This window comes from Zhouia amylolytica (genome assembly GCF_900116365.1).
In the GTDB taxonomy this organism is placed as follows: Bacteria; Bacteroidota; Bacteroidia; order Flavobacteriales; family Flavobacteriaceae; genus Zhouia; species Zhouia amylolytica.
In genome coordinates this window covers 68,256-92,580 of record NZ_FPAG01000006.1, presented here as the reverse complement: position 1 = coordinate 92,580, position 24,325 = coordinate 68,256, and the positions used below count along the sequence as shown (strand labels likewise).

The 24,325-nt window shown below is 37.3% G+C and carries 27 protein-coding genes, 1 tRNA gene and 1 pseudogene; 17 read left to right on the top strand and 12 right to left on the bottom strand.

Features of this window, described 5'->3' with window-relative positions; translation table 11 throughout:
- The first annotated feature begins 31 nt into the window (after nt 1-31).
- Together BM361_RS10635 and BM361_RS10625 are read left to right on the top strand one after the other, a co-directional pair.
- On the top strand, nt 32-1,510 hold the full coding sequence (locus BM361_RS10635) for an alpha-L-fucosidase (RefSeq protein ID WP_074978734.1): 1,479 nt from the start codon (nt 32-34) through the stop codon (nt 1,508-1,510).
- Between the two features lie 122 nt (nt 1,511-1,632).
- Nucleotides 1,633-2,855, top strand: a protein-coding gene (locus tag BM361_RS10625) for an IS3 family transposase (protein ID WP_139226703.1) whose coding sequence is annotated in 2 segments (ribosomal slippage) — nt 1,633-1,975 and nt 1,975-2,855 — 1,224 coding nt in all. Because the reading frame shifts where the segments join, the coding sequence is not laid out codon by codon here.
- A gap of 55 nt (nt 2,856-2,910) precedes the next feature.
- Here BM361_RS10625 and BM361_RS10620 read toward each other — a convergent pair.
- The 4 genes from BM361_RS10620 to BM361_RS10605 all read right to left on the bottom strand — a co-directional run bounded on the left by BM361_RS10620 (nt 2,911) and on the right by BM361_RS10605 (nt 7,423).
- A complete protein-coding gene (locus tag BM361_RS10620) occupies nt 2,911-3,345 on the bottom strand; it encodes a hypothetical protein (protein WP_074978731.1) in 435 nt (144 codons plus the stop codon).
- A gap of 227 nt (nt 3,346-3,572) precedes the next feature.
- Nucleotides 3,573-5,207: a SulP family inorganic anion transporter gene (locus BM361_RS10615; RefSeq protein ID WP_074978729.1), complete on the bottom strand. Its 1,635-nt coding sequence runs from the start codon at nt 5,205-5,207 to the stop codon at nt 3,573-3,575.
- A 139-nt stretch (nt 5,208-5,346) separates the two neighbouring features.
- Nucleotides 5,347-6,741: a sensor histidine kinase gene (locus BM361_RS10610; protein WP_038261370.1), complete on the bottom strand. Its 1,395-nt coding sequence runs from the start codon at nt 6,739-6,741 to the stop codon at nt 5,347-5,349.
- Entirely contained in the window at nt 6,728-7,423 is a 696-nt protein-coding gene (locus tag BM361_RS10605) for a response regulator transcription factor (protein WP_074978728.1), read from the bottom strand. Before BM361_RS10605 ends, BM361_RS10610 begins: the two co-directional genes overlap by 14 nt.
- A 172-nt stretch (nt 7,424-7,595) precedes the next feature.
- On the opposite strand from BM361_RS10605, the gene BM361_RS10600 reads away from it, so the two are divergent.
- The 13 genes and pseudogenes from BM361_RS10600 to BM361_RS10540 all read left to right on the top strand — a co-directional run bounded on the left by BM361_RS10600 (nt 7,596) and on the right by BM361_RS10540 (nt 17,637).
- Entirely contained in the window at nt 7,596-8,324 is a 729-nt protein-coding gene (locus tag BM361_RS10600; RefSeq protein WP_038261363.1) for a DUF4369 domain-containing protein, read from the top strand.
- Nucleotides 8,325-8,723: 399 nt separating this feature from the next.
- Nucleotides 8,724-10,135: pseudogene (locus BM361_RS17240) on the top strand (amidohydrolase family protein).
- A 238-nt stretch (nt 10,136-10,373) separates the two neighbouring features.
- Nucleotides 10,374-11,417 (top strand): pectin acetylesterase-family hydrolase, encoded by a 1,044-nt coding sequence (locus BM361_RS10590; RefSeq protein WP_083425924.1) that lies wholly within the window; start codon nt 10,374-10,376, stop codon nt 11,415-11,417.
- 256 nt (nt 11,418-11,673) lie between these two features.
- Nucleotides 11,674-12,102: a MarR family winged helix-turn-helix transcriptional regulator gene (locus BM361_RS10585; protein WP_074978725.1), complete on the top strand. Its 429-nt coding sequence runs from the start codon at nt 11,674-11,676 to the stop codon at nt 12,100-12,102.
- 2 nt (nt 12,103-12,104) lie between these two features.
- On the top strand, nt 12,105-12,527 hold the full coding sequence (locus BM361_RS10580) for an organic hydroperoxide resistance protein (protein WP_038261355.1): 423 nt from the start codon (nt 12,105-12,107) through the stop codon (nt 12,525-12,527).
- Nucleotides 12,528-12,544: 17 nt separating this feature from the next.
- On the top strand, nt 12,545-13,180 hold the full coding sequence (locus BM361_RS10575; protein WP_038261352.1) for a nitroreductase family protein: 636 nt from the start codon (nt 12,545-12,547) through the stop codon (nt 13,178-13,180).
- A 299-nt stretch (nt 13,181-13,479) separates the two neighbouring features.
- Entirely contained in the window at nt 13,480-14,058 is a 579-nt protein-coding gene (locus tag BM361_RS10570) for a Crp/Fnr family transcriptional regulator (RefSeq protein ID WP_074978723.1), read from the top strand.
- A 75-nt stretch (nt 14,059-14,133) separates the two neighbouring features.
- The gene (locus BM361_RS10565; protein WP_038261347.1) at nt 14,134-14,523 is read left to right on the top strand and encodes a VOC family protein; all 390 of its coding nucleotides are present in this window, start codon (nt 14,134-14,136) and stop codon (nt 14,521-14,523) included.
- Nucleotides 14,524-14,548: 25 nt separating this feature from the next.
- Complete coding sequence (locus BM361_RS10560; protein WP_074978721.1) at nt 14,549-14,926, top strand: nuclear transport factor 2 family protein; 378 nt, start codon at nt 14,549-14,551, stop codon at nt 14,924-14,926.
- A 77-nt stretch (nt 14,927-15,003) separates the two neighbouring features.
- Nucleotides 15,004-15,369, top strand: coding sequence for a DUF2200 domain-containing protein (locus BM361_RS10555; RefSeq protein ID WP_074978720.1), 366 nt, complete (start codon nt 15,004-15,006; stop codon nt 15,367-15,369).
- 143 nt (nt 15,370-15,512) lie between these two features.
- Entirely contained in the window at nt 15,513-16,079 is a 567-nt protein-coding gene (locus BM361_RS10550; RefSeq protein ID WP_074978718.1) for a Crp/Fnr family transcriptional regulator, read from the top strand.
- Nucleotides 16,080-16,137: 58 nt separating this feature from the next.
- Nucleotides 16,138-16,590: a DoxX family protein gene (locus BM361_RS10545; protein WP_074979043.1), complete on the top strand. Its 453-nt coding sequence runs from the start codon at nt 16,138-16,140 to the stop codon at nt 16,588-16,590.
- A gap of 171 nt (nt 16,591-16,761) precedes the next feature.
- Nucleotides 16,762-17,637, top strand: a complete 876-nt coding sequence (locus BM361_RS10540; RefSeq protein ID WP_074978717.1) for a helix-turn-helix domain-containing protein — start codon at nt 16,762-16,764, stop codon at nt 17,635-17,637.
- 76 nt (nt 17,638-17,713) lie between these two features.
- Here the strand turns inward: BM361_RS10540 and BM361_RS10535 are convergent, their stop codons facing one another.
- The gene (locus BM361_RS10535; RefSeq protein WP_074978715.1) at nt 17,714-18,085 is read right to left on the bottom strand and encodes a rhodanese-like domain-containing protein; all 372 of its coding nucleotides are present in this window, start codon (nt 18,083-18,085) and stop codon (nt 17,714-17,716) included.
- Nucleotides 18,086-18,104: 19 nt separating this feature from the next.
- Nucleotides 18,105-18,473, bottom strand: a complete 369-nt coding sequence (locus BM361_RS10530; RefSeq protein ID WP_074978713.1) for a DsrE family protein — start codon at nt 18,471-18,473, stop codon at nt 18,105-18,107.
- A 339-nt stretch (nt 18,474-18,812) separates the two neighbouring features.
- Between BM361_RS10530 and BM361_RS10525 the strand changes: the two genes are divergently transcribed.
- On the top strand, nt 18,813-19,406 hold the full coding sequence (locus tag BM361_RS10525; RefSeq protein ID WP_074978712.1) for a c-type cytochrome: 594 nt from the start codon (nt 18,813-18,815) through the stop codon (nt 19,404-19,406).
- Between the two features lie 314 nt (nt 19,407-19,720).
- Here BM361_RS10525 and BM361_RS10520 read toward each other — a convergent pair.
- The 5 genes from BM361_RS10520 to idi form a co-directional block, all read right to left on the bottom strand.
- Nucleotides 19,721-19,794, bottom strand: a tRNA-Thr gene (locus tag BM361_RS10520).
- A gap of 57 nt (nt 19,795-19,851) precedes the next feature.
- Nucleotides 19,852-20,121 (bottom strand): hypothetical protein, encoded by a 270-nt coding sequence (locus BM361_RS10515; protein WP_038261321.1) that lies wholly within the window; start codon nt 20,119-20,121, stop codon nt 19,852-19,854.
- 41 nt (nt 20,122-20,162) lie between these two features.
- On the bottom strand, nt 20,163-21,131 hold the full coding sequence (locus BM361_RS10510) for a type I phosphomannose isomerase catalytic subunit (protein WP_038261318.1): 969 nt from the start codon (nt 21,129-21,131) through the stop codon (nt 20,163-20,165).
- A gap of 113 nt (nt 21,132-21,244) precedes the next feature.
- Nucleotides 21,245-21,655 carry a 6-pyruvoyl trahydropterin synthase family protein gene (locus BM361_RS10505; RefSeq protein WP_074978710.1) on the bottom strand — a complete coding sequence of 137 codons (411 nt, stop codon included), beginning with the start codon at nt 21,653-21,655 and terminating at the stop codon, nt 21,245-21,247.
- Nucleotides 21,652-22,185: an isopentenyl-diphosphate Delta-isomerase gene (gene idi, locus BM361_RS10500; protein WP_074978709.1), complete on the bottom strand. Its 534-nt coding sequence runs from the start codon at nt 22,183-22,185 to the stop codon at nt 21,652-21,654. The genes BM361_RS10505 and idi overlap by 4 nt, the downstream gene beginning before the upstream one ends.
- Nucleotides 22,186-22,330: 145 nt before the next feature.
- On the opposite strand from idi, the gene BM361_RS10495 reads away from it, so the two are divergent.
- Nucleotides 22,331-23,920, top strand: coding sequence for a peptide chain release factor 3 (locus tag BM361_RS10495; RefSeq protein WP_038261308.1), 1,590 nt, complete (start codon nt 22,331-22,333; stop codon nt 23,918-23,920).
- A gap of 49 nt (nt 23,921-23,969) precedes the next feature.
- Here the strand turns inward: BM361_RS10495 and BM361_RS10490 are convergent, their stop codons facing one another.
- Complete coding sequence (locus BM361_RS10490; protein WP_038261299.1) at nt 23,970-24,284, bottom strand: DUF3467 domain-containing protein; 315 nt, start codon at nt 24,282-24,284, stop codon at nt 23,970-23,972.
- Nucleotides 24,285-24,325: the final 41 nt, after the last annotated feature.

Here is a 24,325-nt window from a genome sequence, read left to right as displayed (position 1 = left end):
TATTGTTCCTTTCTTTAAATCATAGTACTATATGCTTCTTAAATATTTACATCAAATTACGTCTAAACTGCTAATTGCATTCTTATTACTAACTTCCCTGCATTCATTTTCTCAGGAAGAAAACCAAAAATATACTCCTGTTACGGACCCAAAGGTGTCAGAAAAATTAACGAAATGGCAAGATCTAAAATTTGGATTAATGATGCATTGGGGCACCTACAGTCAATGGGGAATTATTGAATCCTGGTCCATTTGTGGTGAGGATGAAGAATGGATTAAGCGTTTTAGGAACAACGATAATTACGAGCAATATAAAAAAGACTATGAAGGTCTACAGCATACTTTTAACCCTGTAAAGTTTAATCCCAAGAAATGGGCAAAAGCAGCCAGGGAAGCTGGCATGAAGTACGTTGTGTTTACTACAAAGCATCACGATGGATTCGCCATGTATGACACTCAATATTCTGACTATAAAATAACCTCAGTCAACACTCCCTTTCACAAGCATCCGAAAGCGGATGTTACCAAAGAAATTTTTAAAGAATTTGGAAATGAAGGTTTTATGATCGGTGCCTATTTTTCAAAACCTGACTGGCACTCACCTTACTTTTGGTGGCCAGAGAATGCAACCGCCGATCGAAATCCAAATTATAGCATAGAGCGTTATCCCGAGCGATGGGATAAATTTGTTCAGTATACCCATAACCAAATAGATGAGTTAATGACCAACTATGGTAATATTGACATACTATGGCTTGATGGTGGATGGGTACAACCCTATACCGAACAGGAATTATGGGCTTACCGAAGTATGAAAGGTTTTAAGCAATTTAACCTTCAGAGTCAAGATTTAAGAATGGCTGAGATTGCAAAGAAAGCAAGAGATAAGCAACCAGGATTAATCGTGGTGGACAGAGCTGTTGAGGGCCCATACCAAAACTATATTACACCAGAAAACAGGGTTCCTGATCATGCTATGCTGGTTCCGTGGGAGACTTGTTATACGAGTGCAAAGGATGGTTGGTCATGGAGAAAAAGTCGGGAATATAAGCCACTAGGTAAAATTATTCACACCATGGTAGACATTGTTGCCAAAGGTGGTAATTTCCTTTTAAATATAGCTCCGAATCCCGAAGGAGAATTGGATCCGGAAGCTTATGAACTTATGGAAGGAATCGGAGCGTGGATGAACATCAATGGTGAAGCTATTTACGAATCGAGGGCTATTGCTCCCTTTCGTGAAGGAAAAATAGCACTCACGCAAAATCGTCATACAAAATCGGTGTACGCAATCTATCTCCCTGATGAAAACGAAAAGCAAATGCCTTCAAAAATGTGGTTATCTTCTATTACTCCTTCTCAAAATGCAACCATTACTTTACTAGGCACCAATGAGTCCTTAAAATGGGAAAAAGTCGGTGATGGATTTATTGTTGATATTCCATTAAAGTATCGTAAGAAACTGCAGCAGCAGAAAGCATGGGTAATAAAAATAGATGCTATTGATTGAGAGTTCTAAATCATTTAGTGTCATCTTTATTTCAATCTAAATAAAAAGGCCCTGTTAAAAACAGGGCCTTTTTATTTATTATGTCCCGTCCTAATATAAGTTGACACAAAAACGACTTATTTATGAAAGACAAGACGAACAAAGGGAACAAACGCACACAGCGCGATTATAACCTAGGCTTTAAATTAGCTGTGGTCTCGCAGGTAGAAAAAGGCGAGATGACCTACAAGCAAGCTCAAAAACACTACGGGATTCAAGGTAGAAGCACAGTTTTGGTTTGGTTAAGAAAACATGGTACCTTAGACTGGAGCAAACCAAACCTATTTATGAAATCCAAAGAAACACCTGCACAGAAAATTAAACGTTTAGAGCGTGAGTTAGATGATGAAAAACTAAAGAACAAGATTCTTAATACGATGATTGATATCTCAGACAGTCAATATGGTACCTCAATCAGAAAAAAGTTTTCATCTCAACAATCCAACGCATCAGGCAAGAACAAGAAGTGAGCCTATCACGTTGTTGCCGGTTGTTTGAGATATCTCGTCAAGGGTTCTATCAGTCCATAAAGCGTCAGGAGTCCCGAGCCAAGGAACTTGCCAAAATAAAAGCATTAGTACTTCAATTGCGTATGCAGATGCCAAGAATAGGTACGCGAAAGCTGTATTATCTACTAAGGGACGAGTTTAGGCTACAGGGTATAAAAATAGGTAGAGATGCCCTATTTACTTACTTAAGATCAGAAGCCTTACTTGTTAAGCCAAAGAAGAACTATACAAAAACAACCGATTCCAAACACTGGTTAAGAAAACATGACAACCTTATGAAGGATCAAGTAATCAACAGGCCAGAACAGTACTTTGTAAGCGATATTACTTATGTGAAATCCAGGAAGGCCACACATTATCTATCGTTAGTTACTGACGCCTACAGTAGAAAGATAATGGGGTATCAATTAAGTGATAACATGAATAGTGATAATGTGGTCAAGGCTCTTAAAATGGCCATCAACAATAGAGTAACCGACACTAAGCTCATCCATCATTCGGATAGAGGGCTACAATATTGCTCCGAGGTTTATCAAACGGAATTGAGAAAAAACAATATCAGACCTTCCATGACTACAGGGTATGACTGTTATCAAAATGCATTAGCCGAAAGAATAAACGGTATCTTAAAAAGTGAATTTTTAATTTATCAATGCAATAACAAGAAAGAACTTGAACTCCTGGTTAAAGAGTCTATTGATACTTACAATAATGTAAGACCACATTTAAGTCTTAACATGAAAACACCTAATTTTGTACATATAAAAAAACCAGAGAAGCGAACTACTCTGGTTTGATTTAACTTTTTTAAAAACTGTCAACCTATATTAGGACGACTCAATAAAAGAAATTCTAAACCAAAACAACATGTGGATTAGCAGACAATTTACTTTCTATTCTGTCCTTATCATTAAGTCCCAATAGCTTCTTCAAACCTGCTGTACTCTTATCTTGTGTTAAAGCCACCACATCTACCTGATAAGTATCTATGGCTTCTACAATTGAGTCATATTTACTTTTATAGCTCGATTCAGTAATCACACTAAAATCAGAGAGATAATTATATTCCTTTAGCAGCTCCCTTTTTAAAGGCATCAACACCGCAAGGGCATCATCTTCAAAAGTATCCCTCAAAGCAGAGATCATTAATTCTGTCGGTCGGTCTTTACATTTAGAAATATATAATAAAACCACATTTAACGCTTCACTCCTATACGGGTCTACAGTTTTCTTTAAATCAGTAATGGATATTTTTTTATCTGTAATTGGTATTAGTATGTTTTTCATTTTTAAAAATATTATTTTTAAGAAATAGCTTTTTGGAAGAAGCGAAGAGGAAAACCCCCTACAGTATCCTCTTCGCAGATATAATTAATAAACTGCCGATTTATTAATCAAACTAACTTTATTATTCAATAAGTAACATTTATAACCTAACTACCTTGAGCAAATTCCTTTAATAATGGATTTAAAAAACAACCCGCTACGGCTACCTGTAGTTAGTACACGTCTAATTAGGCACTCTTCTTAAAGTTACCAACTAACTTCTTGTGAGGTACTTCAAGTTTAGGCTTTTGTATGATCTCTCCATTCTTACCAAATTCAGGAATGTTCTTGAAATGACATACAATATTCTTTTCATGCGCAGTATTCTTAAAATTGTATATCACCTCCAAAGCATCATAATCAATCTCCTTGGTGCTCGATCCGTCTATTAAAACTTCTCTGTTTTCCGGAAGGTGCTCAAAAGTAAGCTGCAGACTAGCCTTATTCAAGAATGAAACATGCTCACTCAATTCAATTCTGATAAGCGGTTTGCTCTCCTTTTCCTCTTTTTCTTCTTTAAAGAAATATGGTACCTTATAGTTCGCTCTTAATACATAGAAGATACCTACTGACATACCGATCAGGATCCCAACAAGTAGATCCGTGAATAAAATACAAACAACAGTAACGAAGAAAGGAATGAATCTATCTTTACCTAATAAATATTGTGCTTTATATAATGAAGGTTTAGTAAGTTTAAAACCAACCATGATTAAAATCGCTGCAAGCGCAGACAATGGAATCATATTCATAACCATAGGAAAAACGGCTACAGCAACCAATAATAAAATACCGTGATAAACAGCCGACATCTTAGTACGGGCACCTGAGTCCAAGTTTGCTGAACTTCTTACAATTACTGCAGTAATAGGAAGTCCTCCAATCAAACCAGAAACAATATTACCAACCCCCTGGGCCTTTAGCTCAGCATTTTGCGGAGTTCTTCTTTTTAACGGATCCAGTTTGTCTATAGCTTCAACGCTTAATAAAGTCTCTAAACTTGCCACAATCGCTAAAGTGAAAGCCGTAACATATACCGTTGGATTCCCAAGTACTCCAAAGTTCGGTGCAGTAAACACCTCCTGAATTGAATCCATTTCAGAAATTATTGGAAGACTAACCAAATGAACCGGATCAATTGCTAGGTTAGGAGCTATCAAGCCAAATACCTGGTTAAGTACAATAGCCATAACTACCACTAAAACACCTGCCGGTATCCTCTTCAATAAGCCGTTGTTTTTGATGATTGGACGATCCCAGAAAATCATTAAAAATAATGAGAACAGACCAATTATTAAGCTACCTACCTCCATATGGGTAAAAGCAGCAAAGAAATCAGAGAATGTATTACTCCCGTCTGATTGTAGAAATTTCATATCCCCAAAAGCATCAGCGGTGAAACCAATCAGATAAGGAAACTGCTTTAAAATTAAAATCAATCCAATAGCTGCCAGCATCCCTTTAATTACCGAAGAAGGAAAATACAAACCGATAATTCCCGCCTTAAGAAAACCAAGTGCTAACTGAATTACCCCAGCTAAAACAACAGCCATTAAAAATGCCTCATAACTACCCAGGCTGTCTACAGCGTTTAAAACAATAACCACTAATCCTGCAGCAGGACCACTAACACTTAAGCTGGATTTACTCAACAACCCAATTACAATACCCCCTACTATACCCGAAATAAGTCCGGCGAATAAAGGAGCTCCGGATGCTAATGCAATCCCCAAACACAAAGGAAGAGCTACCAGGAAAACGACAATACTAGACGGAATGTCGTACTTAGCTGCCTTCACATAGGTTCCAAAAAAATTCTTCATAGTTTATTTTTATTATTACACGTTCTGATTTTTTTCGAATCCACACACAATGAAGTGATTAGAAAATAATTCGAACGGCAAGGATAACCAGAAGAATTAAGAAGTAATTAAAAAGGAGATTAGAGCGAGATTAGAAAAATTATTTTCTTACTATAATGTGCTCATCTCTATGAGGTAACACCACCTCAACCCGGGTTCCGGAATCAACCTCAGAGGTAATATTTAATTGTCCGCTATGCAATTTTACAATTCTGTAAGTTAATGGCAAACCTACTCCAAATCCCTTAACACCCCTCACGTTTGAGGCCCGGAAGAAGGGCTCAAAGATATTTTTAAGTTCGTCAGGAGGAATCCCTACCCCCTGATCAGTTATAATGACCACCACATTATGATCTCTGGCAGTAATTTTCACTGAAACATCCTTATTCATTGAAAATTTTGCCGCGTTGTCTAATATATTATTAAAAGCAACCCCAAGTAAACTCTTATTACCCTGAACCACCAGATCTTCAGGATTCGATGGCAATTCCGAAAAGTCAAAAATAATTTTACTTTCCGGATGTATATTATCAAAATCTCTTTGTACACCGATAACGAGCTCGTCAATCCTGACCTCCTCGATCACCAACCCCTTATCATCAAATTCAGTCTGCGCTAATTTCAATAACCCGTTCACCAGAATATCAAGCCTGATAGCTTCCTTTTCCACCTTAATTAATGAATTCCTGTACTCTTCCCCACTGCGTTCACGATTCAACGTAATTTCTATCTCTCCTAAAATAGCGGTGAGTGGATTTTTAAATTCATGAGAAGCACTACTTATAAAGTTACTTTGAAGATCAAAAGAAGTTTCTAAGCGATCCAGCATATTATTGAAGGTTGACGCCAGTTGCCCCATTTCATCTTTGTTATCATTATCCTCCAGGCGCATGTGTAAATTCGTGGCCGTAATCTTATTCACCTCCCTGATCATCTCGGTAATTGGGTTAATGACTTTAGAAGCATAATAACGCCCAAATAGATAGGTCAGCAAAATCCCAATCAAAAAACAAATAGCCAGGGTTTTACGAAGATTGGTAAGTTTAGCCTCTCCATAAATATCTTTCGCACTGAGCACAATGAGATAATGATTGCCCTTGTATTTCCGTAGCAATCCATAATAAAATACTTCATTCGGGTGATAGTGATATCGGGCAAATCCCCGCTCTATAGCAACCTCGTAAAATGTAGACGGAAGGTTCAAATCATTCTCTTCCAAAACCACCTTGTTAATCACATCAACAGCTAAAACCTTTTCTTCTTCTTCAGGCAAAATTTGCAAATGCTTTAACCTGATCTCATTATAAATATTCGCATTTAAGGCATCTTCTTCAAATAGAAACTGCGATGCGATGGTAGCCCGCTGACTTAAACGAAGGTAAAACTCGTTATGGGTATATTTTTGTGCAAAAAAGTAGATCAGTATAAACACACTGATTAAAAGCAAACTTGTTAATATGGTGAAATTTTGAGTTATTTTATCACGAACCTTCATAATCCTCTTTCATTATATACCCCATACCGATTACTGTATGGATGAGTTTCGATTTGTACCCCTTTTCAATTTTATTTCGAAGATAGTTTACATATACATCCACTACATTGGTCCCCATATTAAAACCAATGTCCCAAACACTCTCGAGAATGTCAATACGAGACAATACTCTTCCCTGGTTATTCAAAAAATACTCTAATAATCGGTATTCGGTAGAGGTAAGCTTAATTTCTTTTCCATTCCTTTTAACCGTTTTCGCATTTACATCCAACTCAAGGTCCGAGATCGAGAGTAGTTGATCGGTTTCAACAGACAGGTTCTTTCTTCTCGACAACGCACGTAAACGCGCTAAAAGCTCCTTAAACTTAAATGGCTTTATCAGGTAATCATCAGCACCGGCATCTAAGCCAGTAACTATATTCTCCGTAGTACCCAATGCTGTAAGCATCACTACAGGTACATCCGCAAATCCCCGCCGGCGAATCTCCTTAACGATTTCTAACCCATTAATTCCGGGCAGAATAATGTCGAGTACGGCAGCATCAATTTTTCTCTGCTTGAGTAGTTCTAAGCCCGTGGTACCATCATAAGCCAGAAAAACATTATAGCCCTCTTCTTCGAGTCCCTTTTTAATAAAGGCAGCTACATTTTGCTCATCTTCAATAACTAAAATATTTTTCATAGATAATCCCCCGGGGTTTCTAAAGCAATTTTATATTAAAATGTCCAATAAAGCAAAAATAGTTTTTATCCCTATTCTGTTTTCTGAAGAATTCTAATATTTTTGTCGCTAGACAATGAATTAAGAATTTTTTAAGACTTTATAACCACAAATAGTTGAAAAACTAAATTATATGAAAAAGATACTAGCGCCTGTTTTTGCAATAATCTTAATGGTTGCATGTAGTAAAGAAAAGAAGAACCTGCATATTACAGGAAATATAGACGGATTAAAGAAAGGTACCCTCTATCTACAAAAAATAGATAGCAGTGCTTTTGTTATCGTAGACTCCATGGTGGTTGACGGTGATGCTAATTTTGACTTTAACATTTTCATCGAAAGTCCTCAAATGATCTATTTAGCACTTGAAAAAGAAGATGGCATAAAAAACAATGACTTGCTCGAAATATTCGCTGAACCAGGAGAAATGACTGTGAATACCACGCGTAACTACTTTATAGCTGAAGCCAAAATAGAAGGCTCCGAGTCACACAGAAGGTATAAAGAATACCGTGATATGATCTCTAAGTTCAACGATCGAAACTTAAATTATTTAAAAGAAAGCGTAGAAGCCAGTAAAAAAGGAGATTCGGCTACCTTCGATTCACTACAAAACGAATCTGATAAAAATGCCAAAAGAAGATATTTATATACCTTAAACTTTATTCTTAATAACAAAGATTCATACCTGGCACCATACTTAGCCCTGACAGAAACATATAACGCCCGATTAAAATACCTTGACTCTATCAACAATTCACTGACGGAAGAGGTAGCGAAATCGAAATATGGTAAAGAATTAGACGAATACATTAAAACCATTCGTGAACAAAATAAAGAAAACGACAGCATACAAGAATAGCATTCGTTTTTATAACAGTACTTCAAAACCGAGCCCTCAAGCTCGGTTTTTTGTTTTTAAACATCTAAAGATGGTCACTGCAAAACCTACAACTGAAAACATAACATCACTGCAAGACTTGCGACAGCAAGACGTGGCAATCTCACCAAAGGGAGTCACCTGCCTCAATGAAATTGTCACGCATTTTACAAACTCTCGCTAAAACACTACCTACAAACAACTTAATCGATTGAATTTCACATTCAACCGTTTCAATGGTATTTCTAGAAACTTTCACCTAATTTAGAAATATGTTTAACTTTTTCTATTCCAAAAACTAAAGTTCTATATCATGAGCTGCCTTTTGGTTAGAATACATAAACAGATTTACTGTATAACTTAAAGACACAAGAACACAATATGCATTTGCCAAACCGTTGCGAGCATGTGATTTCAGAAAAAGCATTACATTATATCAAGTTCAATCAGATGAAAAGATTAATTTATTTATCATGCATGTTATTCCTGTATGGCCTTTTAGGAAGAGCACAGGAAACAGCTGAAAAGAATACTATCCTGATCATCAATGCCACTGTTTTTGACGGGCAAAACGAAAAGATGCAGGAGGGAATGAGCATTCTTGTGGAAGGCAACAAGATTGCAAAAATTGCAAAAACAATTAACATCCCACAAACAGCGCAGGTGGTGAATGCGCAAGGAAAAGTACTGATGCCGGGATTGATTGATGCTCACGCTCACCCAATGTTCGCCGGCATTAGTCAGCAGGCAGGCTTAACATCCCAGGATGGATACCTGAATCTGGTTGCTGCGAAAACAGCAGAAAAATTTCTAATGCAGGGTTTCACTTCCCTGCGAGAAGCTTCTGGAAATTCAATCAGCCTCAAATGTGCCATTGACCAGGGTTTATACTTAGGACCCAGAATTTATCCAACTGGTCCGATGATCAGCCAGACATCCGGGCATGCAGACTACCGACCTTCAACTTCAATCCCATATGATCCAAATGCCACATTGAGTTATATTGAACGTAGTGGACATGCGTTAATAGCCGACGGCGTTCCAGAAATAATCAAAGGTGTCAGATCAGTGCTCAGAATGGGAGCCACACAAGTTAAGTTGGGTGCAGGTGGTGGCGTTGCATCGATTTACGACCCCTTGGATGTGACTCAATATACTTTTGAAGAATTAAAGGCTGCCGTAGATGTGGCCGAAACCTGGAATACCTACGTAATGGTTCACGCATATACCCCAAAAGCCATACAAACCTCTCTCGGGCCGGGGTAAAAAGTATTGAACACGGTCAGTTGATGGACGAAGAGACAGCAAAAATGATAGCGGATAAAGGAGCCTGGCTTTGCTTACAACCTTTTTTAGATGATGAGGATGCTATTCCGTTTCCGGAAGGAACCCCCCAACGAACCAAGCAATTAGCGATGGTAGCAGGGACAGAAAATGCCTATCGACTTGCCAAAAAACACAATATCAAAACAGCATTCGGTACTGATGTCCTATTCGACGCAGAATTAGCTGCAAAACAGGGAAAACAGCTGGCCAAGCTCCAACGCTGGTATACGCCATTCGAAGTACTGAAAATGGCAACATTTAACAATGCTCAATTGCTCAAATTTTGCGGGCCTCGTGATCCCTATCCGGGTGAATTAGGTGTAATTAAAGAAGGTGCACTGGCAGATATGATTCTTGTAGACGGTAATCCTCTGCAAAACCTAGATCTAATTATCGATCCGACAAAGAACTTTGTACTTATTATGAAAGACGGGAAAATTTATAAGAATACCATTCAGTTTAAATAAAATTAACCATACGAATATAACACCTGGCAAACACCACGTCATTGCGAGACTTGCGATAGCAAGAGGTGGCAATCTCACCAAAGGAAGTCACTAACTTCTGTGAGATTGTAAAACTCCATCATCCCCCCTCCATAAAACACTCATTACTAACGACTTCCATTTTTAATTTCTTAACTTAGTAACGCATCCTTACAACAATACACTCACTAACCACTAGTGACAATAAAAAAACTGCGTTATGTCAAAAAAATTCCTAACCCTTATATTAACGACCTTGTCGTTGCTCATACTCCCTGGTTGCTCCTCTAACAAAGCCCTCATGAAAAAGTATGGAGATATTACCCCCGTCACATCCCGGGAAAACTCAAAAGTTGATGGATGGCAAAACTACTACTTCTCAAAAACCGATTGTAACTGTGTTTATGGTGACGAATTCTATATAGCCCTTAAGGAAACACCTTCACAATCCAACAACCTGATGATATCCCTGCAAGGTGGCGGTGCGTGTTGGCCGGGAATGATTCATTGCAAACCAAATACCTCAGAGGAGGACGTACTGATTTCAGATTTTACAACCCAACTCGATGATCGACTGACAGAAGATTGGAATCAAGTCGTAATCCCATATTGCGATGGCTCTGTTTTTATGGGCGATACAAAACAAGATTATAATGATGACGATAATACTGATCATTGGCATAACGGACTAAAAAATAGTGTTGCAGCATTGAAACTAACGCACAAGAAGTTCCCGAATACTTCAAAAATATTTCTTACCGGTTGCAGCGCAGGCGGATATGGAACTATTCTTCACCTCAGACTTCTCAGGGAACTTTACCCCAAAGCTGCCATATATGTGCTTAATGAAAGTGGACCGGGATTACTTAAACCCGATAATGAGTTTTGGGAAATGGTAGATGCTTCCTGGAACCTTAGTCAACTCATGCCCAAAAATTGTGATCCATGCGCAGGGCAACTTATCTATTGGTATGATGATATGCTGAAAGATCCTGGGATTAAAATCGGACTCTACTCGTCATATATGGATCAGGTTATTGGTCGTGATTTTCTGAAAATGACCCCGGAAAACTATAAATCCTTGCTCGTTAAGACTACAGACGACCTGAATGCAAAATACCCCGACCAGTTCAAACGATTTTTAATAAAAGGGAAATCTCACTGTGTTCGGAATCGTGACTACCAGGTAAATGGAATTAAATACTGGGACTGGGTAATGGCCTTTATCAATGAAAAAGAAAATTGGAAAGACATCCTTGAATAATAATAGGCCTCAACCTAACAGGGCTATCCAAAGCCTCCATTCGTAAACACCAAAAGAATATGCACTGTTAACGATCATAAAATTAAACTTAACATGAGGTAAATCCTATTCACTGGCTATGCATGTTACCCCCTAATGCTGGGTCAAAAACTTTCATGATCCGCCATTTCTAAAAATATCAATAGTTAAATTTTTCAAAATTAAGTTGTGCACGATTTAATCGTGTGATATATTTGCAGTGTTATTTTAATACATCATGTCAGATAAACTAAAATTAACGAACCAGGTTTGCTTTCCTCTTTACCAATTGGCTAAAGAGGTAATCAACCTATATCGTCCGATTCTAAAAGACCTCGATCTAACCTATCCCCAATACTTGGTCATGATCGTATTATGGGAAGAAGGCAGGCAAAATGTTTCTGAAATTGGCACAAAGCTTCATTTAGATAGTGGTACCCTGACGCCTTTACTAAAACGTCTGGAACAAAAAAAACTCATTCAAAGAAAAAGAAACCAGATAGATGAACGTATCGTGACGATCAGTTTAACCGGGCATGGAAAAAAACTAAGAGAAAAAGCAAGCTGTGTCCCAGATCAGATCGTAGCATCTCTGAAGATGACGACAAACGAATTACAACAATTGCAAAATGTAATTGGAAATATCTTAAATCAAATTAATAAATAGTAATGAAAACTATCTATACAACAGCTGCCAAAGCATCAGGAGGAAGAAACGGTCGGGTAAAAAGCGAAAATGGAGTTTTGGATATGGAAATCAGATACCCTAAAGCTCTGGGAGGAACAACCAATGATTACGCTAATCCCGAAATGTTATTTGCTGCAGGGTATTCAGCTTGTTTTGACAGCGCACTAAACCTGGTTATTAATAAAGCAAAAATAAATACCGGCCCCACCACAGTAAATGCAAAAGTAAGCATTGGCCAGATTGATAGCGGTGGTTTTGGTCTTGCAGTAGAACTGGATGTAAACATACCTGAGATCTCATTGGATGAAGCCAGATCATTAACCAAAAAAGCACATCAAGTATGTCCATACTCCAATGCAACCAAAGGAAATATCGAGATAAAACTTAATACAACAAATAATTAAATTAAAATAGAGATATGATGTCATTGATCGAAAATCTCCAGTGGAGACATGCAGTAAAAGCATTTGATCCAAACAAAAAAGTAAGTGAGGAAAATGTAGAAAAGATAATCGAAGCAGCTAGATTAGCTCCAACCTCATCCGGTTTACAACAATTTAGAGTGATCTTGGTTTCAAATCAGGAAATCAAAGAAAAACTAATTCCCGGAGCATTAAATCCGGAGTCTATGCGAGATTGTTCTCATGTATTGGTTTTTGCCGCTTGGGATAACTATACAGAAGAAAGAATCGACGAAGTATATGACTTTACTACAGATGAAAGAGACCTTCCACGTGGTCGATTTAGTAGTTATACAAACCAACTGAAAGAAATATATCTAAACCTTCCGGAAGAAATCAATTTTGCCCATACCTCCAGACAAACCTACATTGCATTAGGATTAGCCCTGGCACAAGCGGCTGAACTTAAAGTAGACACCTGCCCTGCTGAAGGATTCGACAATAAAGTAGTTGATGAGGTTTTAGAACTAGATAAATTAGGATTAAAAAGTGTATCCCTGATGTATATCGGTTACGCTGACGATGAAAAAGATTGGATCAAACCCATGAAGAAAGTAAGAATTCCAAGAGATGAATTCGTTATTGATGTAAAATAAGCTTAAGCTAAGCGGTATCAATAGTGAATCCTTTGGCTTATTTGCTACCAGGCCAGCTACTTTTCTTTGATCAAGCATATTATAAAAAAAAGTAGCTGGCTTTTTTATAAATTAACATCATTACCTAAGGACAATCAACCTTCACCGGTTCATTTCTGACTTTTACATATGAAAAAACTTTCAATTTTACTATCTTGATATCTTAAACCTGGCAGGTATATCAAACTGTAATAGGAAACGTTACTCTGGTAGAATTAAATAAAGAAAGTGCTTTCCCAAAATATTAAAAGAACACTAAAATGAACGTCGATTTTTTTCAATCCATCTATAACCATCCATTAATTAGTAAAATCGATTTAAAGGACATCATAAGTGAACACCAAAAGATCAGATTTTCAAAAGGTACCGTCTTTCTGGAAAATGGTAAAATGGCTAATGAATATTACTTAATTGAATCCGGGCTGTTAAGAGCATTTGTTCACGATTTAAATGGAAATGAAATCACAACGGATTTTCATGGTGAAAATGAAATTTCAATAGAAGTCTCTTCCCTTTTTCAAAGAATTCCAACAAACGAAAATATCGTCGCGCTTACCAATGGAGTAGCCTGGAAAATAGAATTTCAATCTTTCCAGGAACTATTTCATAAAATTGAAGGTCTTCGGGAATGGGGCCGCGCCTGGATGTCGAAACAATTATTTAGTTCAAAACAACGCTCAATAGATATTCACACCAAAAGTGCCACAGAAAGGTATCTTAACTTAATAAAAGATAAACCCAAAATCATTCAACAATCTCCCATTAAACATGTAGCATCATATTTAGGGATAACAGATACTTCCCTGAGCAGAATTAGAAAAGAAATACGAAGCGATTAATTTCCTGTCATATGACAGGAAAAATCCTAATTTAGGTTGTTACTTTTGAGAAAGATAATCTTAAAAATCAAAAATATGAAACCTGAAAATCCAGTAGTTTGGTTCGAAATATATGTGAATGACATAAAACGAGCACAGAAGTTCTACCAGGAAGTTCTCGACCTACAATTAAGTGAATTACCAACACCTGAGGATCTTGACGAAGAAATGCAAATGTTAGCCTTTCCTATGGACATGGAGAAAGATGGAGCAAGTGGAGCTCTGGTCAAAATGGAAGGAATTGAAGCCGGAGGAAATGCAACACTCGTGTACTTTAGAAGTGAAAATTGTGCCATAGAAGAAAACAGAATAGAAAAGGCAGGCGGTAAAATACTTAAATCAAAACAATCCCTTGGTCAATATGGCTATATGATTTTAGCTTCAGATACTGAAGGAAATATGTTTGGTGTTCATTCCCTCAAATAAAATGTCTCAATGGTAAAGTTGTCAAATGACTAAAATCACCGTAAATCCAGATTGTGGAAATTCACCAAAAATGATATTTCTAAAAAAATTTAATATCGCTTTTGCAAAAGGAAGTGTCGATTTTCTAATCGAAAGTGTAACTGACACCATTACTTGGAGTATAATAGGTGACAAAAAAATAGAAGGAAAGGAAAAATTTACAGAAGTATTAGAACTAATGAAAACCCAATTGGCTTCTGAATTAATAGTTCATCAAATAGTATCGCACGGAAAAGCGGGAGCCGTAAATGGTGTTTTGAAAATGCAAAACGGAAAAACTTACGCGTTTTCAGACTTTTACGAATTTAATAGCGCAAAAGGTTTAAAAATAAAATCGATAGCATCGTATGTAATCCAAATTTAATCATCAGGAAGAATCAGATTGCTTCCTTTGTAAAGTTGTGACTGTTCCATTTGATTTATAAATATTAACTTTGAGCTATGACCACAACTAGTAAACACGACGAGCGCATAGCCAATCTTACATTCGCCTCTGTATATCCACACTATATAACCAAGGTTGAAAAGAAAGGCAGAACCAAAGCTGAGCTGCATCAAGTTATCGAATGGCTTACCGGCTATGATGAAAAACAACTCCAAAAACTCATTGAGGAAAAAGTAACCTTTAAAGATTTTTTTCAAAAGGCTACATTAAATCCCAATGCCGAATTCATTAAAGGAGTTATCTGCGGCTATAGAATAGAAGAAATTAATACCCCACTAACCAAACAGGTGCGCTACCTTGATAAATTGGTAGATGAATTGGCAAAAGGGCGTAAAATGGATAAAATACTAAGGACACCATAAACCTACTTGGCAACTTCTGGCAAAGTAGACAGTTAACTTGGATGAATCTACTAAAGCATACACCGATACACCTTCTTTTATCTGACATAAAAGCACGAACAGATAAATCTCGATGAACGAGTTAAATCCTCAAAACCCTACCATTGGAACTTATACATAAATATTATAAAGACAATTTTAATATCTCAGACAGAGATTGGGAAGTCTTCGCCTCTAAACTGGAATATAATGAATTTCCCAAAAAGCAAACAATCCTTCAGGAGGGACAAGTGGAAAACTACCTTTCTTTCATTGAAACAGGATTGGTTAGGTTTTACATACCTAAAGAAGAAAATGAACTTACATTCGCCTTCGTCTTCAATCATAATTTTTTTAGTGCCTACGACTCTTTCCTTACGCAGTCACCATCAAAATATAGGGTCGAAACAATAACCGACTCCTCCTTCTGGCGTATTAGTTATAACGACCTCCAAGCGGTTTATGCAGAAACTGAAATCGGTAATCTAATCGGTAGAAAAGCAAGCGAAGAACTATTCATTAAAAAATCAGAAAGAGAATTATCCCTGCTAAACAAATCACCTGAAGAGCGCTATCTGGATCTCTTCTCGGAAAAACCCGAAGTCATAAAAGAAATCCCCCTGAAATACATTGCCTCCTATATCGGAGTAACACCACAAGCATTAAGCAGAATCCGTAAACGAATTTCTTAACCCAGGTTCATTGCTTCATAAAGGGAACATGGCGAATTTTACCCAAAAATTTGAAACCATGAAACCCTTAATTATTTTAATCATTTCATTCATCATTTCACTCGCTGCTATAAAACTCAACAAAAAACAGATAGATTACCAACTTGCAGCTCGAATTTCCATGTCTTGCATGCTCATCTTTACTGCCATCGGACACTTTATGTTTACCAAAGGAATGACGGCCATTATTCCAGATCCAATTCCCTTTAAATCACAAATGGTCATCGCCACGGGTATACTGGAAATTGTGTTGGCTATCACACTGTTACTCCCAAAGTTTCAACAACTGACTGCATGGATCCTCATCGTATTCTTTATACTCATAGTACCCGCTAATATCAAAGCTGCGATCCAACAGATAAACTACCAAACAGGCACCCTGAATGGCCCTGGTCCAACATACCTGTGGTTTAGAATACCTTTACAATTACTATTCATTCTGTGGATTTACCTATCAGCAATAAGAAAATAAAACCTTCATAAGATCCCTGGGAAAGTTCACAGGATTTCCTGGAGAAATTGAGGAACAAAGAGACTGAATTCGCAAAAGAGATAAAAAATCGACAACCGATCCTAAAACCTTAAGGATATGAAATAACCTATATTTTTAGTAACTTGTATATAACAAATACATGTATATCAGATGTTTGATTCATACAAACACTTTCTTGAAACACCGGGCTACCATAAAATTATAGGCGAGGATTATCTCATTGTTGAATTCAAATGCCCTATAAAAGAAGAACTGTTTGCTGCATGGTCCGAATGCCATAGTATCGTCTACGTGTTGAACGGACAAAAAAAATGGATTACTCCAGACAATGATTACCTCGTTCAAGCCGATCAATCCATTTTTATCAGAAAAGGAGCCTTTAAAAATCAACAGTACTTCGAAGAGAGCTTTTGTGTCCTGATGTTCTTTATGAAAGACGATTTTATTAAGAAATGTATCGAAAATGATATCCGTAACGAAACCACCGAATTGCATAAAATGGAACACCCGGAGGTAATATACCGTATCGATGTTACCGAAAGTTTACGGGTCTTGTATGAGTCATTTTTCTCTTACCTGAAAGAACCCAATAAAACACCTCAAAAGATTGTTGAACTAAAGTTCAGGGAAATGCTCATGAACATTTGTTTGAATCCAAAGAACAAAAACATTAAAAATGTATTATTTACCCTTGCTCAACAATCCGAATACCCGATAGAACAGATCATGGAGGAACAATATTTTTATAACCTGAATATAGAAGAGTACGCAAGGTTGTGCGGCAAAAGCCTCTCCACATTTAAAAGGTATTTTAAAAAAGCCTATAACACCACCCCGTCAAAATGGCTCTTATCCAAAAGACTTAATCTTGCTCGTGAACTAATGCTGAATACAGATTTTACCATTCAGCAAATTTGTTACGATTGCGGTTTTGAAAGTGATTCTCATTTTGTAAGAAGCTTTAAATCCACCTACGGCATTACACCTAATAAATGGAGAATACAAAAAACACCGGCTGCCAGTTAATAAAGATTCATCAATACCAAAATGAAGTAATGATGAATCTAAATTAATAAAACAATGTATGTTGGATCCAGGTTCCTTAATTTTGATTATTTAATTTTTTCCAGGCTGAATGGCCACCCTCTAAATTATGTACGTTCTTCATACCATGTTCCTGTGCGTGAATGGCCGCCATATAAGACATTACCCCACCGGTACAGCAAAACAAGAAAGGTCCGTCGCTGTTAAGGATCGACTCAGGATGATACTCCCTTTCCTCTATTTCCTTTTTAACCTGTTCAAGCGGAATATTAACAGCTCCCGGAATACCTCCTTGGTTTTCAATCCCCTGGGGAGATCGTACGTCGATAAGTGTAAAGCTCCCCTGAGCAATAATATCATTCAATGTTTCCGAACTTATTTGCGCTATAACCTCTTTAGAGAAATGCACCTTAGATTTTAAATTTTCCATGATGATAGATTTTAATTATTTAAATAGATATGGTTTCTGCCCCCTCAAGAATGAGTTGGTGCAAGGCCATAGACCCTACTAACTCAATACCATCGATAAGATCATCTACAGTGTACCCGCGCACAGCAGAACACGGAGGACACACCATTATTCTACACTTATTCGCTAATACCGTTTCGATCATATCCTTCATAGTTGGATCCTTTGGATTAAGATGCGCAAAGCTATAAGCTCCCTTCCGCACCCAATCAACTCCAGAACTCACCAAAAAAATACTTACTTCAAGTCCTGATTTAATTCCACCGTTAGCAATACTCCAGGCAACAGATGCTCTTTCGTCATCCATTCCCTTACTGATTAATACTACTACTTTCTTTTTAGCACTCATGATTTCTATTGTATTGATTTTTACTAATACAAAGTAAGGGTGAACGAGAAAGTTAGCGTGTCCTGAACAGTCCAATAAATTGACTCTCAGGGCCAAACATTAAATAAATGGTAATCACACCCTGACTTTCGGATAATATTCCCCATCAAAACTTTCAAAAAATCGCAAATAATGACCATTCAACGACTGAGAACAAAAGAGCGCTGAAAAAAAACTAATTTCATTGTCTTTCAGTCAATTGCATACAGCACTGTAACTGAATCCCTGAAAATAAAACCAACGTTACATTCGGCCCCTTTGGTCAGATGAAATTGTAAAAACAACCAAACAATTAAACCAATGAAAACAATTAAATTCTTCATCAGCCTATTTGTCATTAGCTGTACCCTCACGATCATTTCATGTGCAGACAACCAAAAAAAAGCAAAAGAATACCTCGCTGTCGATGAGGAAAGTCCTGAAAAAATAATCGAACGCGGAGCATACCTGGTAAATGCCATGGGATGTAACCATTGTCATTCACCAAAGAAAATGGGACCCAACGGACCTGAAATGATTCCCGAATTAATGCTTTCAGGATTTCCCTCCGATCGCCCCATTGTTAAGTTTAATGATACCCTAATAAAATCCGGATTTGCAATTTTCTATCCAGATCTGACAGCCACCGCAGGACCATGGGGCGTCTCTTTCGCAGCAAACCTGACTCCCGATGATACCGGAATAGGAACCTGGACCGAAAGTCAATTTAAAAAAGCATTTACCGAAGGAAAACTTAAAGGCTTAGATAATGGAAGAATGCTATTACCTCCTATGCCATGGCAAGACTTTAAACATCTCAAAGATGAAGATATTCATGCTATTTTTAAGTACCTGAAAAGTATCAAACCGGTAAGAAATATTGTGCCACCTGCAGTAACTCCGGATAACATGTAAATGAATAGATTACTGAACTATTTAAATACCGGAGCATTCAGTCCATTGTTATTCCGCCCTCGCTGTCATTCCGTACTTGTTACGGAATCCACTGGAGTAGTAAGTCGAATCCAACCTTTGTCATTCCGTATTCATTACGGAATCCATGCGAAAAGGAATCAGAACCAGAAGGTGTCACTCCCCACTTGTCACGGAATCTATTTAAAGTTTAGCCACTACTATTGATGAGATTGCCACACATTACTAGCGCAAGACTCGTAATGACGTAAAACAAAAAAAGCTTCCCCGTTTTGGAGAAGCTTTCATTTTACTTGAGCCGATAGAGGGACTCGAACCCACGACCTGCTGATTACAAATCAGCTGCTCTAGCCAGCTGAGCTACATCGGCATTGCGGCTGCAAATATAAACCTGAAATTCATATTTGCAAACGCTTTTTTATTTTTTTTAGCTAAGCTTATTAATTTTTTCAACTAAAGAATTTGCCTTAGCTTCCAACTCTTTGTTAACTGCCTTTAAATGAGCTTTTCTATCCTCAACACTCTTATCATTTATCTTCGTGATAAGTTCATCAAAAGAATCTACCGCTTCGTTGATAATTGCATCCCCCTCTTCAGAGTTTGGTTTATTAGAAGCGATCTCCCAAATGTAAACGGCTTCAATAATATCCCCTAAAACATAATTAATATCCTTTTTTAAATCTCTAATGCTAGCCATAACTGCTTGTTTTTATATTGATTGCAAAAATACGCTAATTTCTAAATATATACTTCTAAAAGTTTTGCGCTGTTCGCTTTTAAATTTACTTCACTAATTGCTGCAGGAATTAAAACAGTTTCTCCTTTTTTAACGGTTTCCTTGAAATCTCCGATGCTGATTTCAACTTCCCCGTCGACACACATATAAATAGTAAACGAATCTCTGTCTAATTTATGCTCCAACTCCCCGATAACATCCATATAACTCGTAGTAAAATAAGGACAGCTTACCATATTATTAGGAACATTCTTTTCTTTGGTATATGCTACCTTAAAATCATCTTTGGCTCGATAATCAATAGCATCTAAAGCTAATTCAGTGTGCAGCTCTCTCGTATTCCCGTCTTTATCCTTTCGGTTAAAATCATAAACCCTATAGGTTACATCCGAAGTTTGTTGAATTTCTGCCAACAAAATTCCGGCACCAATAGCATGTATCTTACCCGTATTAATAAAGAAAGTATCTCCGGTATCAACCTCCTCGTAGTTCAGAAGATCTAATAGCGTGTTGTTCTCAAGATGCTCGACATACTCCTCCTTTTCAACATCCTTATTAAAACCTACAATTAGTTTAGAACCTGGATCCGCCTGCATAACATGCCACATCTCCGTTTTTCCAAATGAATTATGACGCTTTTGGGCCAATTCATCGTTCGGATGTAATTGAATCGAAAGATCCTGTTTCGCATCTATAAACTTAATTAGAATAGGAAACTTAGACCCAAAACGATCGATCACGCTCTGTCCTAACAATTCCTTCCCCATAGTTTCAATAGCATCAGTTAAGGTTTTACCTGCCATAGCACCATTACTGATAACCGAAACATCGCCTTCAACATCACTCAATTCCCAGCTTTCTCCAACTAAATCGCCTTCTGCATCTTTACCTAAAACATCTTTCAACTTAGTACCACCCCAAAGGCGCTCCTTGTATATGGGAGTAAACTTTATTGGATATAAATTATTCATTATAACTAACTATTACTTTATTTAATTTTAAAACTACTTTTTTAACTTAAATCATGGCTTCAGGCCATTTGTATTCCTTTATTTAAATATCACTACAGGCAATAAAACACATCCTATCCACCACTGTAGGTAACAAAATTTCGAGGAGTTTCATAAAGAACAACCTCCAGGTCTAATTCGCTTTTAATACGATTTCTTAGCTTGTTCCATATTACAACTGCAATATGCTCTGCAGTTGGATTTAATTCAGCAAACTCCGGACAATCTTCATTTAAATTTTTATGATCAAAAGCAGATACAACTTCCACTTCTATAAGATCTTTAAGATCCTTGATATCCATTACATAACCGGTTTCCTGATCAATAGCCCCGGTTACACTTACAATCAATTCATAATTATGCCCATGATAATTCGGATTGTTACACTTCCCAAAAACACGATCGTTTTTTTCAAAGCTCCAATCTTTACGGTACAACCTATGGGCGGCATTAAAATGAGCCTTTCTGCTTACTTTTACTCTCATTTGGAAGTGTTTTGCAAAAGATGATTGTAGAATTTATCGAAGATAATTTTAAACCATTCCGTATAGTGACCAGGGTTTAAGGCCATGTCAGACTTAATATCCTCCAATGACATCCACTTCCAGTCAGCAACTTCATCAGGAACAATATTGGGTTCCTCATCGTAATAACCGATCATAACATGATCAAATTCATGCTCTGTCAACCCATTATCAAAAGGGGCCTTGTATATAAATGAAAAGATCTCTTCCAAATGATCGACCGTAAATCCCATCTCCTCCATCAATCGTCTTTTACCTGCCGCTATATTGCTTTCCCCATCACGCTGATGGCTGCAACAAGTATTCGTCCACAAGCCGGGAGAATGATATTTATGCAAAGCCCTTTGCTGCAACATGGTTTCCCCTTTTTTATTCATAATAAAAACGGAAAATGCCCTGTGTAACAAAGCTTTTTCATGAGCTTCGATCTTTTCCATAGAACCTATAGGTTCGTCCTTTTCGTTTACTAAGATTACGTGTTCTTTCTGCATAGCTTAAAGATAGAAAACAAAACTACGAAATAGCTTAATGCTTTCCTAAAAGTGTTTCACGGTAGATTGCAAATATTATTAGCGAATAAGTCTTCCAGAATTAGTAATTTTGCAAACCGATTAAATACCTCACGAAGATTAAGATATGAGTTTGATTAATGAGATTTCAAAAAGAAGAACCTTTGGGATTATCTCTCACCCCGATGCCGGTAAAACGACGCTAACAGAAAAACTGCTACTTTTTGGTGGAGCCATTCAGGAGGCAGGTGCTGTTAAAAGCAATAAAATTAAAAAAGGAGCCACCAGTGACTTCATGGAAATTGAACGTCAACGTGGTATTTCCGTTGCTACCTCAGTTTTAGCATTCAACTATAAGGACAAAAAAATCAATATTCTGGATACGCCGGGTCACAAAGACTTTGCAGAAGATACATTCAGAACACTCACCGCAGTCGATAGCGTTATTGTAGTGATTGATGTAGCGAAAGGTGTTGAGGAACAAACAGAAAAACTTGTTGAAGTTTGTAGAATGCGTAACATTCCTATGATCGTATTCATTAACAAACTGGACCGTGAGGGTAAAGACGCCTTTGATCTGTTGGATGAGGTTGAACAGAAACTCGGTTTAAAGGTTACACCATTAAGTTTCCCTATCGGAATGGGCTTCGATTTTAAGGGAATATACAATATTTGGGAAAAGAATATCAACCTCTTTACAGGAGAGAGCAAAACAAGCATTGAAGATACCATCGCATTCGATGATGTAAACAACCCAGAACTCGAAAAGTTAATTGGAGATCAATCTGCTGAAACCCTGAGAGAAGAACTGGAACTTGTTTATGAAGTATATCCGGAATTTGATGCTCAAGCTTATCAAAAAGGAGAACTTCAACCCGTATTCTTCGGTTCAGCCTTAAATAACTTTGGAGTACGCGAATTATTAGATTGCTTCATTGACATCGCACCGTCTCCAAGACCAAAAAATGCTGAAGAGCGTGAAGTAAAACCAAATGAAGATACCTTTACAGGATTCGTATTTAAAATTCATGCAAACATGGATCCCAAACATAGAGACCGTTTGGCATTTATTAAAATTGTATCAGGTACCTTTGAAAGAAATAAACCGTACCTGCATGTTAGAAATAATAAAAAATTAAAGTTCTCCAGTCCGAATGCATTTTTCGCTGAGAAAAAAGAAATCGTTGATGTGTCCTATGCCGGCGATATTGTAGGCCTGCACGATACCGGAAACTTCAAAATCGGCGATACACTTACCGAAGGTGAACAACTAAACTTTAAAGGAATCCCTAGCTTCTCGCCGGAGCACTTTAGATATATTAACAATGCCGACCCAATGAAAGCAAAACAGCTTAATAAAGGGATCGATCAGTTAATGGATGAAGGAGTAGCACAGTTATTTACACTGGAAATGAACGGAAGAAAGGTGATCGGTACCGTAGGAGCACTTCAATATGAAGTTATTCAATACAGACTGGAGCATGAATACGGAGCCAAATGTACCTATGAAAACTTCCCCGTACACAAAGCTTGTTGGGTAGAACCTGAAGATCCAAAGAATGAAGAGTTTGCTGAATTCAAACGAGTAAAGCAAAAATTCCTGGCCAAAGACAAGCACGACCAGCTCGTATTTCTGGCCGATTCCCCATTCTCTATTGAAATGATGAAACAAAAGTATCCTACTGTAAAACTGCATTATGTTTCAGAATACAAGTAGTACAAACAAAATAGACCATAAAAAAAGCCTCGCAAATGCGAGGCTTTTTTTATGCTTCTCCTGTCGGACCAAAATTCATTGGAATGGGAGGTTGTTCATATTCCTTGATTTCTCCATGGGCCTTCTCAAACCTGTCAACATTATCCTGCAAAGCCTTTAGAAAGCGCTTGGCATGCTGAGGAGTTAAAACAATTCTACTCTTTACTTTTGCCTTAGGCACCCCAGGCATTACACTAATAAAATCAACAACGAACTCAGAAACTGAGTGGTTGATTATTGCCAAATTCGAATAAGTCCCTTGAGCTGTATTATCATCGAGCTCAATATTAATCTGTCCTTGTTTATTTTTATCTTTTTCGCTCATAATCTAAATATACTATAAAAAACAAAACCCCGGGGCTACCC

Coding starts and splice junctions, on each gene's coding strand:
- BM361_RS10515 (WP_038261321.1), bottom strand. CDS start 20,121: ATGGCTAGCATTAGAGATTTAAAAAAGGATATTAATTATGTTTTAGGG.
- BM361_RS10545 (WP_074979043.1), top strand. CDS start 16,138: ATGAAACCCTTAATTATTTTAATCATTTCATTCATCATTTCACTCGCT.
- BM361_RS10535 (WP_074978715.1), bottom strand. CDS start 18,085: ATGGAAAATTTAAAATCTAAGGTGCATTTCTCTAAAGAGGTTATAGCG.
- BM361_RS10590 (WP_083425924.1), top strand. CDS start 10,374: ATGTCAAAAAAATTCCTAACCCTTATATTAACGACCTTGTCGTTGCTC.
- BM361_RS10565 (WP_038261347.1), top strand. CDS start 14,134: ATGAAACCTGAAAATCCAGTAGTTTGGTTCGAAATATATGTGAATGAC.
- BM361_RS10555 (WP_074978720.1), top strand. CDS start 15,004: ATGACCACAACTAGTAAACACGACGAGCGCATAGCCAATCTTACATTC.
- idi (WP_074978709.1), bottom strand. CDS start 22,185: ATGCAGAAAGAACACGTAATCTTAGTAAACGAAAAGGACGAACCTATA.
- BM361_RS10525 (WP_074978712.1), top strand. CDS start 18,813: ATGAAAACAATTAAATTCTTCATCAGCCTATTTGTCATTAGCTGTACC.
- BM361_RS10560 (WP_074978721.1), top strand. CDS start 14,549: ATGACTAAAATCACCGTAAATCCAGATTGTGGAAATTCACCAAAAATG.
- BM361_RS10570 (WP_074978723.1), top strand. CDS start 13,480: ATGAACGTCGATTTTTTTCAATCCATCTATAACCATCCATTAATTAGT.
- BM361_RS10530 (WP_074978713.1), bottom strand. CDS start 18,473: ATGAGTGCTAAAAAGAAAGTAGTAGTATTAATCAGTAAGGGAATGGAT.
- BM361_RS10635 (WP_074978734.1), top strand. CDS start 32: ATGCTTCTTAAATATTTACATCAAATTACGTCTAAACTGCTAATTGCA.
- BM361_RS10605 (WP_074978728.1), bottom strand. CDS start 7,423: ATGAAAAATATTTTAGTTATTGAAGATGAGCAAAATGTAGCTGCCTTT.
- BM361_RS10575 (WP_038261352.1), top strand. CDS start 12,545: ATGTCATTGATCGAAAATCTCCAGTGGAGACATGCAGTAAAAGCATTT.
- BM361_RS10600 (WP_038261363.1), top strand. CDS start 7,596: ATGAAAAAGATACTAGCGCCTGTTTTTGCAATAATCTTAATGGTTGCA.
- BM361_RS10580 (WP_038261355.1), top strand. CDS start 12,105: ATGAAAACTATCTATACAACAGCTGCCAAAGCATCAGGAGGAAGAAAC.
- BM361_RS10620 (WP_074978731.1), bottom strand. CDS start 3,345: ATGAAAAACATACTAATACCAATTACAGATAAAAAAATATCCATTACT.
- BM361_RS10615 (WP_074978729.1), bottom strand. CDS start 5,207: ATGAAGAATTTTTTTGGAACCTATGTGAAGGCAGCTAAGTACGACATT.
- BM361_RS10540 (WP_074978717.1), top strand. CDS start 16,762: ATGTTTGATTCATACAAACACTTTCTTGAAACACCGGGCTACCATAAA.
- BM361_RS10505 (WP_074978710.1), bottom strand. CDS start 21,655: ATGAGAGTAAAAGTAAGCAGAAAGGCTCATTTTAATGCCGCCCATAGG.
- BM361_RS10585 (WP_074978725.1), top strand. CDS start 11,674: ATGTCAGATAAACTAAAATTAACGAACCAGGTTTGCTTTCCTCTTTAC.
- BM361_RS10490 (WP_038261299.1), bottom strand. CDS start 24,284: ATGAGCGAAAAAGATAAAAATAAACAAGGACAGATTAATATTGAGCTC.
- BM361_RS10495 (WP_038261308.1), top strand. CDS start 22,331: ATGAGTTTGATTAATGAGATTTCAAAAAGAAGAACCTTTGGGATTATC.
- BM361_RS10610 (WP_038261370.1), bottom strand. CDS start 6,741: ATGAAGGTTCGTGATAAAATAACTCAAAATTTCACCATATTAACAAGT.
- BM361_RS10510 (WP_038261318.1), bottom strand. CDS start 21,131: ATGAATAATTTATATCCAATAAAGTTTACTCCCATATACAAGGAGCGC.